9 protein-coding genes are annotated in these 9,893 nt (G+C 58.8%); all 9 read right to left on the bottom strand.

Annotated features, from left to right (window positions below; all coding sequences use genetic code 11):
- The coding region (locus JO226_RS17005; RefSeq protein ID WP_293606939.1) for a PAS domain S-box protein at positions 1-710 on the bottom strand (710 nt) is incomplete at its 3' end.
- A 271-nt stretch (positions 711-981) separates the two neighbouring features.
- Entirely contained in the window at positions 982-2,919 is a 1,938-nt protein-coding gene (locus JO226_RS17010; protein ID WP_293606940.1) for an exoribonuclease II, read from the bottom strand.
- Between the two features lie 112 nt (positions 2,920-3,031).
- Positions 3,032-3,820, bottom strand: coding sequence for an enoyl-ACP reductase FabI (gene fabI, locus JO226_RS17015; RefSeq protein WP_293606941.1), 789 nt, complete (start codon positions 3,818-3,820; stop codon positions 3,032-3,034).
- 76 nt (positions 3,821-3,896) lie between these two features.
- Positions 3,897-4,703: a peptide ABC transporter ATP-binding protein SapF gene (gene sapF, locus JO226_RS17020; RefSeq protein WP_293606942.1), complete on the bottom strand. Its 807-nt coding sequence runs from the start codon at positions 4,701-4,703 to the stop codon at positions 3,897-3,899.
- Between the two features lies 1 nt (position 4,704).
- A complete protein-coding gene (gene sapD / locus JO226_RS17025) occupies positions 4,705-5,697 on the bottom strand; it encodes a putrescine export ABC transporter ATP-binding protein SapD (protein ID WP_293606943.1) in 993 nt (330 codons plus the stop codon).
- Entirely contained in the window at positions 5,697-6,587 is an 891-nt protein-coding gene (gene sapC / locus JO226_RS17030; RefSeq protein ID WP_293606944.1) for a putrescine export ABC transporter permease SapC, read from the bottom strand. Before sapC ends, sapD begins: the two co-directional genes overlap by 1 nt.
- Positions 6,574-7,539 carry a putrescine export ABC transporter permease SapB gene (gene sapB / locus JO226_RS17035; protein WP_293606945.1) on the bottom strand — a complete coding sequence of 322 codons (966 nt, stop codon included), beginning with the start codon at positions 7,537-7,539 and terminating at the stop codon, positions 6,574-6,576. The genes sapC and sapB overlap by 14 nt, the downstream gene beginning before the upstream one ends.
- Positions 7,536-9,185, bottom strand: coding sequence for an ABC transporter substrate-binding protein SapA (gene sapA, locus JO226_RS17040; protein WP_293606946.1), 1,650 nt, complete (start codon positions 9,183-9,185; stop codon positions 7,536-7,538). Before sapA ends, sapB begins: the two co-directional genes overlap by 4 nt.
- 153 nt (positions 9,186-9,338) lie before the next feature.
- A partial coding sequence (locus JO226_RS17045; RefSeq protein WP_293606947.1) for a helix-turn-helix domain-containing protein occupies positions 9,339-9,893 on the bottom strand: 555 nt, incomplete at its 5' end.

The raw sequence follows: 9,893 nt of genomic DNA on the forward strand, positions 1-9,893 counted from the left end.
GCCAGTACCCGCAGGCGCTCCTGCGCGCGTCGTTCTTCAGTGATATCGGTCCCGGAGCAAATCAGGTAAATTTCGTTTTTCCCGCTGCCGCTGTGTACGAATTTATTGCGAAATAAAAACAGCCGCTGGCCTTTGCGGGTTTTGACCCAGCGTTCGATTTCATACGACGTGCCGTTACGGAAAAATCCGGAGATATGGCGGCGAGAAGCGGCGGCTTCGGCCGGGCTCATAAAAAGCTTAAAGACGTTTTGCCCGATGACCTCTTGTTCCTTCAGCCCGGTGTACTCTTCGCACAGGCGGTTAAAGCGCTGAATATTGCCATGGCGGTCCAGAATGACGATGGCGGAGTTAGCCTCAGAGACCACCTGTTCGGCAAAGGAGAGTCCCTGTTGCAGGTCGCGGGCGACGGAATGCGTGTCGTACCAGGCCGAGGCCGTACCCGCCCAGTGCGACTTGTTGATCTTGCGCCCGACGAGGTGGACTGGCACCGAGTCGCCAAAGAGGTCGATGTTGAGCGTCAGGCTCGAGGTAATGACCGTCATCTCGCGGATGCTGTTGGCCTGTTCGACGCTGAGCGCGACCACCTGGCGCGATTCGGTCTCTTCGCTGGTGGCAAGGTGCAATGCATTGCTGCCGCTGGCAAGACGCCAGTAAGGACTGGCTGTGCCCAAATGCTGAAATAGCAGGTTTTGCTCCATATTCTCAGCCATAGTCTCCCCCAGACCAACATGTGCGCAGTATTGAATAAGTGAAAAATGACAGCATTGTCAATGAACGGTGCGTCAACGAGACATCAACGGTATTCGCTTGTAACTTTTATAGAAATCCGGGTTTGCTTCGTCTTTTTCCATTGGCGGCAAACACACAGTTTATTGTGATCGCTTTTGGCGGAATGTGGGAGCTCACAGGAAAAAAATTGCCGGAGAGGGGGGGCAAGCGCGAAAAAAAAAGCGGCTTTCGGGGAGAAAGCCGCAGGTTAATTTAGGCCTGGAACGGTCGCGCGATGATGCTGCGGGTTTCCATGCGCACCTCAGCGATAACGACATCAATCACGTCGGTCACTTTGTACACGGTTTCGCCTTTGATCTGGACCGTACCGTTTTCCTGGCTGCATACCATTTCATCACGAACGGCATGCAGGAACGGCGCCGGGATAAACGCCACTGCGCCGTTATCTACCAGACGCACGCGCATACCGCCGCGGCTGATGTCGATAATCTCGGCGGCAAAGCGGGTATCGGTTCCGGCTTTGCCATTCAGGAAGCGGGCGTACAACCAGTCGGCGACGTCACGTTCGGCCATGCGGTTCAGGCGACGGCGCTCGGCCATCTGAACGGTAACGTCGTCATGAGGACGGTTCGCCGACTCCCCTTTGATGATGGCTTTCAGCAGACGATGGTTGATCATGTCGCCGTACTTACGAATCGGCGAGGTCCAGGTTGCGTAAGCCTCAAGCCCCAGGCCGAAGTGCGGGCCAGGTTCGGTGCTGATTTCCGCGAAGGACTGGAAGCGGCGAATGCGGCTGTCGAGGAAGCCTGTCGGCATCGCGTCGAGTTCGCGGCGCAGTTTACAGAACCCTTCCAGCGTCAGCACTTCCTGCGGGTCGACGTGTACGTCGTGGGTTTTCATCAGTTCAGCCAGTTGCTCGGTCTTGGCGGAATCAAAACCGGTATGCACGTTGTAAATGCCGAAGCCGAGCTTGTCGCGCAGCACGTGGGCGGCGCAGATGTTGGCGGCAATCATTGACTCTTCAACGATGCGATTGGCAATGCGGCGGGGTTCAGCGACGATATCCAGCACTTCGCCTTTTTCACCCAGCACAAAGCGGTAGTCCGGGCGGTCTTTGAACACCAGCGCGTGATGGTGACGCCACTCGCCGCGCAGCTGACAGACACGCTGCAACAGGGTGATCTGACGGGCGATGCTGTCATTGCCCGGCTGCCATGCACCGGTATTTTCCAGCCAATCGGACACATCGTCGTAGGCCAGTTTGGCTTTCGATTCGATGGTCGCGGCAAAGAAGTCGATGCTGTCTTCGATGGCGCCGTCCGCCGCGATGGTCATGCGACAGGCGAGAACCGGGCGAATCTCGTTGGCGCGCAGAGAGCACAGGTCGTCTGACAGCTCGCGCGGCAGCATCGGGATATTGAAGCCTGGCAGGTAGTTGGTGAACGCGCGGACTTTGGCGGCGTTGTCGAGCTTGCTGCCTTCGACAATCCACGCCGTCGGGTCGGCGATAGCGACGGTAAGCTGCAGTTTGCCGTCTGCGGTTTCTTCGGCGTACAGCGCATCGTCCATATCTTCGGTACTGGCGCTGTCGATGGTCACAAAGTCGAGCGCCGTCAGGTCGCGGCGCTCAAGGCCTTCATCCTGCATCTCGGTGGCAACGCCGTTTGGCGCTTCTTTTTCCAGATTGTGGCGCGCCAGCGTCACCCACCACGGGACGAAGTGATCGTCGCCAAAGGTAATGAACTGCGTCAGCTCGGCGTAGAAACCACGATCGCCTTTCAGCGGGTGGCGGCGCATTTCGGCCACGGCCCAGTCACCGGCGTTAAAATCGTGGGTCAGATCACGCACCGGGCGGCACGGGATAGCGTCTTTCAGCAGCGGATGATCCGGGACGATGGACAGACGGTCATCTTTTTTCTGTACTTTACCGACGAAGCGGGTCAGGAAAGGTTCAACAAGTTCTTCCGGCTCGGCGCTTTCTTTCTCTTTCTCAGAGTGAATGACGGCGATAATGCGGTCGCCATGCATCACTTTTTTCATTTGCGGCGGCGGAATGAAGTAGCTTTTCTGGGCATCGACTTCAAGAAAGCCGAAGCCTTTTTCAGTACCTTTTACAACCCCTTCAGCGCGAGGAGTCTGGGAGTGAAGTTGCTGTTTTAGCTGTGCAAGCAGCGGGTTGTCCTGAAACATAATGGTGTTTTTTCGTGGCCAAAGAGCGGCTGACAGTTTTACGCGATTATCCCCATTGCAGCAAGCGGTCTTTAACCATTTTACGTAATGGGTTGGACCGCCGGGCGGGGGGTTATTTGAGCTCCAGCTCGTTCATGGCGGCGATGCTGAAACCGCCGTCCACATGAACGACTTCGCCGGAGATACCGGCAGACAGATCCGAGCATAAGAAGGCGGCGCTGTTGCCGACGTCCTCAATGGTCACGGTACGACGAATCGGCGTGACCGCCTCGCAATGCGCCAGCATTTTGCGGAAGTCTTTAATACCCGAGGCCGCCAGGGTGCGGATCGGGCCTGCCGAAATGCCGTTTACACGCACGCCTTCCGGGCCCATCGCATTCGCCATGTAGCGCACGTTCGCTTCCAGAGAGGCTTTCGCAAGGCCCATGACGTTGTAGTTCGGGATTGCGCGCTCGGCGCCCAGGTAGGAAAGCGTCAGCAGGGCCGAGCCCGGGTTCAGCATCGCACGACAGGCCTTCGCCATCGCGACAAAGCTATAGGAGCTGATGTCGTGGGCGATTTTAAACCCTTCGCGGGTGACGGCGTTAACATAGTCGCCGTCCAGCTGATCCCCTGGCGCGAAGCCGATAGAGTGAACAAAACCGTCGAAGGTCGGCCAGGTTTTTGCCAGTTCTGCAAACGCCGCGTCGATACTGTCATCCCGGGCAACGTCACACTCCAGCACGATGCTGGAACCCAACTGCGCCGCGAATTCTTCGACACGGCCTTTCAGCTTGTCGTTCTGATACGTTAACGCCAGCTCAGCCCCTTCGCGGTGCATCGCCTGTGCGATACCCCAGGCGATAGACAGCTTACTGGCCACGCCAGCGATCAGAATGCGTTTACCGGAAAGAAAACCCATCGCGTGTCATCCTTATAGTCATTGTGAAGACGGGACGATTCTGCCATGCCCGCCAGGAGAATGAATCCGACTGCTTTTAGCGATCTTTACGCCACGCGTCAGCGGTCAGCGCTTCGCCAAAATGACCGGCGATAAGGCGCCGGGTTAATTCGTGCAGCGGTGAGGCCAGCACGTCGGCGGTGCTGCCGCGTTCCACCACTTCGCCCTGATGCATGACCAGCACCTGGTCGCTGATGTGCTTCATCATCCCCAGATGCTGGGTCACATAGATGTAGGAGATGCCTTGCTTCTCCTGCAGCTCCAGCATCAGGTTGATAAGCTGTGAACGCATCGACATATCCAGCGACGCCAGCGCTTCATCGCAGATAATCACTTTTGGCCGCAGGATCAGCGCGCGGGCAAGCCCCAGACGCTGCTTCTGGCCTGGCGCCAGCATGTGCGGATAGTAACTTACGTGGTCCGGCAGCAGCCCGACCATCCGCAGCGTGTCGATGATCTGCGCGCGCCGCGCTTCGGGGTCGAGGTCGGTGTTCAGGCGCAGCGGAAAATCGAGGATCTGCGAAATGCGCTGACGCGGGTTCAGCGAGGTCGACGGATCCTGAAAAATCATGCGGATGCGCTGGCTGCGAAACGAATAGTCGCCAAAGTGCAGGGGATGATCGTCAATCAGCAGTTCGCCGGTGGTCGGTTCTATCATTCCGGCCAGCATTTTCGCCAGGGTGGATTTCCCGGAGCCGTTTTCGCCGATAATCGCCAGGGTCTGCTTTTCGCGCAGAGTAAAGCTGAGCGGTTTAACCGCCTCCACGGTCTGGCGACGGAACAAGCCGGTCCGGTAGCGAAAGGTCTTACTCAGATTGCGAACTTCGAGCAGGGTCTCGACCATGTCACTCTCTCTCCATGTTCAGCGGGAAGTGGCAGGCGAAAAGGTGCTCTCGGGTGCCCGTCAACCGCGGGGTCACGATGCATTCGCGCTGGGCATAAGGACAGCGAGGGCCAAGCCGACAACCGATGGGCAACTGCTCAAGCAGCGGGATCGCCCCGGGCATGGTGTTCAACCGGCTCTTGTGCGGCATCGCCCGGCCAAAGTCCGGGATGGCGCGGATTAACGCCTGGGTGTACGGATGATGGGGAAGGGTGACCAGCTCCTCGCTGGGGGCGCTTTCCACCGTCTGACCGCAGTACATCACGTTGATTTTATCCGCCCATTTGCTGAGCATTTGCAGGTCATGGCTTATCAGCAAAATCGTGGTGTTGTTATTCTGATTGAGCCTCGTCAACAGGCGGAAAATCTGCGCCTGGGTCGTTGGTTCCATCGCGTTGGTCGGTTCATCGGCAATCAGCAGTCGCGGCTGATTGGCCAGCGCGATCGCGATCATCACCTTCTGGCATTCCCCTTCGGTGAGTTCATAGGGGAAGCTGCGCATCGCGTCTTTGTGATCCTTAATACCCACCCGGTGCAGCAACTCAATGGCGCGGCGTTTGCGCCAGCCGATGCGCTGCCACCAGCGGCCTTTAAAGGTCCAGCCGGGGATGTTTTGCATCAGCTGGCGGCCAACGCGCTCAGACGGGTCCAGACAGGACTGCGGCTCCTGGAAAATCATCGACACGTTATGGCCGACCAGGCGGCGGCGTTCGCGGCTGGAAAGACGCAGCAGGTCGATATCGTCAAAGCGCATGCGGTCGGCGGTGACCCGCCAGTTGTCTTTATTCACCCCGCAAATGGCCTTGGCGATAAGGCTCTTACCGGAACCAGATTCGCCCACCAGACCGCGAATCTCGCCTTCGGCGAGCGTCATACTGACGCGGTCGACCGCCTTGACCCAGCCCTCATTGGTTTTAAACTCGATGGTCAGGTTGCGGATATCGAGTAATGGCATTATTCCACCCCCGCATTGATAGCGCGACGAATGCCGTCGCCCAGCAGGTTAACCAACAGGACGCTTATCATAATCGCCCCGCCGGGCAGCATCACCGTCCACGGCGCCACGTAAATCAGCTCCAGCGCGTCGCCCAACATGGCGCCCCATTCCGGTGACGGAAGCTGGGCGCCGAGGTCAAGAAAGCCGAGCGCGGCGATGTCGAGGATCGCCATCGACAGGGCGCGGGTAATTTCGGTGACCAGCCCGGACGCGATGTTCGGCAGTATCGCGAACCAGAGGATGTTGAAGGTCGACGCGCCGTCGAGGCGGGCGGCGACAACGTAATCTTTTTCCAGCTCATCATGCACCATGCTGTAGACCGAACGGACCATGCGCGGCAGCAGCGCCAGCCAGACGGCGAACATCGCATGCAGCAGGTGCGGCCCGGCGAAAGCCACCACAATAATGGCCAGCAGCAGCGACGGGATTGACAGTAAGGTATCAAGGATATGGTTCAAAACCGCCGAGCGCAGGCCGTGGGTGGCGCCCGCGACAACGCCCAGTACCAGACCGCACAGCGTCGCGCCGAGCGTCACGACAAACGCGCCGCCCACCGTCGGCGCGGCGCCGCTGAGCAGACGGCTGAGCACATCGCGGCCCAGGTCGTCAGTGCCGAGGAAGAAGGAGACCTCGCCGTAGCGCGACCACGACGGCGGCAGCAACTGGTAGCCAAGGAACTGTTGATCGATGCCATACGGCGCAAACCAGTTGCCGAACAGGCACAGCAGCGCCAGCCCGACGCAACCGTACAGGCCAATCATCGCCGTGGTGTCGCCATAGAATTTACGCCACACGGTGCGCAGCGCGCCAGGCGGGCGCTTTTCGAGATAGACGCTATCGTAAGGCATACCATTCCTTATGTTTCAGCGGGTTGGCCATCGCACCCAAAATATCAGACAGCACGTTCACGATAATGACCAGCGAACCGACCACCATCACACCGGCGGAAATGGCGGCATAATCCTGCTGGCGAATGGCGTTAATCAACCAGCGCCCAAGCCCGGGCCAGCTAAAGACCATCTCGGTGATCATCGCCAGCGTCAGCATGGTCGAGAACTGCAGACCCAGGCGCGGGATCACCGGCGGCAGGGCGTTATGCAGCACGTGGCGGCGCAAAATGGTCAGGCGCGACACGCCGCGCGTCGCCGCGGCCTTCACATAGTTGGAGTCGTAAACGTCGATGGTGCTGATGCGCATCAGGCGGATAACTTCGGTGGTCGGTGCCACCGCCAGCGTCAGCACCGGCAGCACCATGTGACGCAGCGCGCTCATGATCATTTCATCGCGCCAGGGCGAGTCAGAAAGCCAGGCGTCGATCAGCGCAAAACCGGTGACGTTTTTGACTTCGTAAAGCAGATCAAAACGCCCGGAAACCGGAAACCAGCCGAGAGTGAGCGAGAAAAACAGCGTCAGCAGCAGCGCCAGCCAGAACACCGGAATGGAAAACCCGAGCAGCGCCAGCGCGCTTATCACGTTGTCCTGCCATTTGTTGCGCATGATCCCGGCGAGCATCCCGACCGGGATCCCGACCATCAGCGCAAAGCCGAAGGCCAGAATGCACAGTTCCATGGTGGCCGGAAAGACCTCTTTGAGCTGTTCGGAGATAAGCTGGCCGTTGATGCTGGAAACGCCGAAATCCCAGTGCAGGACGCCGTTAAACCAGAACAGCCAGGCGTTCCACAGCGACGCGCCCTGCAGCGGCGCGTGCGGCGTAAAGTAGCTCAGGCTGAAGCCGACGAAGGTGAGGAAGAACAGCGTCACCAGCAGCAGCAACAGGCGGCGAAGGGTAAAAATAATCATGGTTTTTTCACCTCATCGTTCTTCTCACGCGAGACGCCGGCAAAAGAAGCGTTGCCGAACGGACTCAACACCAGTCCTTTGATGTCGTAGCGATAGGCCTGCAAACGCAGCGACGACGCCAGCGGCAGTACCGGCAGGTCACGCGCCAGAATCTGCTGGGCCTCGTCGTAGGCATCAATACGCGACGCCAACTGCTGCGAGGCCAGCGCTTTTTGCAGCACGGCGTCGAATTCGCGGTTGCACCAGTGCGCGAAGTTGGTTTGCGAAGCGATCGCCGCACAGCTCAGCAGCGGGCGGAAGAAGCTGTCCGGGTCGTTGCTGTCGGTGGCCCAGCCGCTCAACGTCAGGTCATGGTTCATGTCCATCAGCCGCGCCTCCTGAAAACGCCCCTCCACCGGCACAATGATTACCTTCACGCCCACCTGCGCCATATCGGCCTGAATCAGCTCGGCGGTTTTCAGGGGGCTGGGGTTCCACGCCTGCGACGTCGTCGGCACCCAAAGACGTAACGTGAGGTTTTCAAGCCCCAACGCCTTCAGCTGTTCGCGAGATTTCGCCGGGTTGTATTCAGTAATTTTAGCCTCGCTGTCGTATGCCCAGGAGGCGCGAGGCAAAATTGACGCCGCTGTTTCCGCAGTACCGTAATAAATCGATTGCATCAAACGCTGGTTGTTGATGGCCAGCGCCAGCGCGTGACGGACTTCCGGGTTGTTGAGCGGCGGTTTGTCGGTATTAAACGCCAGATAGGCGATGTTCATCCCCGGGCGCAGAGTCAGGCGCAGACGTGGATCGTCGCGCAGGATGGTCAACTGGCTGGCGGCAGGCCATGCCAGCACGTCGCATTCGCCGGTGAGCAGCTTCGACAAACGCCCGGTGCCGCCGGAACCCAGGTCAACCACCACCTGCGGCATCAGCGGTTCGCCGCGCCAGAAGGCGGCATGGCGCTGCAGGCGAATGTACTGCCCGGCGCGATACTCATTCAACTGATAAGGGCCGGTGCCAACAGGCTGACGGTCGAGCAGCTCCTGCTTGTCGCTTTTGGTCAGTTGATCCGCGTATTCGGCTGACATGACCGAGGCGTAGTGGGTCGCCAGATGCCAGAGGAAAGAGGCGTCGGGGCGTTTTAGCTGAAACTCCACGGTGCGGCTGTCGAGCTTGCGAACACGCTCGACGCTGTCGGCAAACTGCAGGCTGTCGAAGTAGGGAAAGCTGCTGCCGTTGACGTTGTGCCAGGGATGGTTGCGATCGAAAATTCGCTGAAAGGTAAATACCACATCGTCGGCGTTCATCGGGCGTGTCGGCGTAAACCACGCGGTGGTCTGAAACGGCACGTTATTGCGCAGGTGGAAACGGTAGGTCGCGCCGTTATCCAGCACTTCCCAGCTTTCGGCCAGCTCAGGCACCAGGCGGTAGGTATAGGGGTCGACATCCAGCAGACGATCGTAGATCTGCGCGGCCAGGGTATCAACGATCAGGCCGCTGCCCGCTTTTTGCGGATTAAAGGTATTAACCTGTCCACTCACGCAGTAGACGAAGCCGCTGTCACGGATATCTGATGGCGCCACGGGGGTCGCCGTGGGGGCCGCTATCGCTTCACCGCACAGCAATCCCGCGACGGCCAGCAGAGATGAAAGTTTCAGGCGCATAAGTTCTTTGTAATGAAAACCGATCTGCAAAGTGTATCGCACTTAAGGTAGCCAGGTACAAAAGTCTGCGTATAACCGCCTTAAATGTCATCAATTCATCAGGGTTATTGCCGGTGCTGGCGATATTACGCGCAATTCTGCGCCGCGCCAGGCTTACAGCTGATGCTTTTTCAGCAGCGCCCGCAACTGGTGATAGGTCAGGTTCAATAGCTCTGCCGCTTTTTTCTGGTTGAATTTGGCCCGTTGCAGCGCCAGCGTCAGTAACGTTTTTTCCTGCTGTAGCTGAAACTCGCGGAGATCCAACGGTAATGCGGGTTCACCGTCAGGCGCGACAGAGGCGGGCGGCGCCGGGCGGTTAAAGGGGTCGATAATGATGTTGTCCAGCGGCGTCTCGCTGCTGTCGTGCCGGTACACCGAGCGTTCAACGACGTTTTTAAGCTCACGAATATTGCCCGGCCAGCGGTAGCCGAGCAGCGTCTCCTGCGCATGTTCGGTAAACCCCGGAAACAGCGGTAAACCCAGCTCACGGCACATCTGGATGGCGAAATTTTCTGCCATCAGCATGATATCGCTCTGACGCTCGCGCAGCGGCGGCAGGCGAACGACGTCGAAGGCCAGCCGGTCCAGCAGGTCGGCGCGAAAGGTGCCTTCATGGACCATCTGCGGCAGGTCGGCGTTTGTCGCGCACACCAGGCGGACGTTGACCTG

This window comes from Pluralibacter sp. (assembly GCF_019237635.1).
Taxonomy (GTDB): Bacteria; Pseudomonadota; Gammaproteobacteria; order Enterobacterales; family Enterobacteriaceae; genus Enterobacter_B.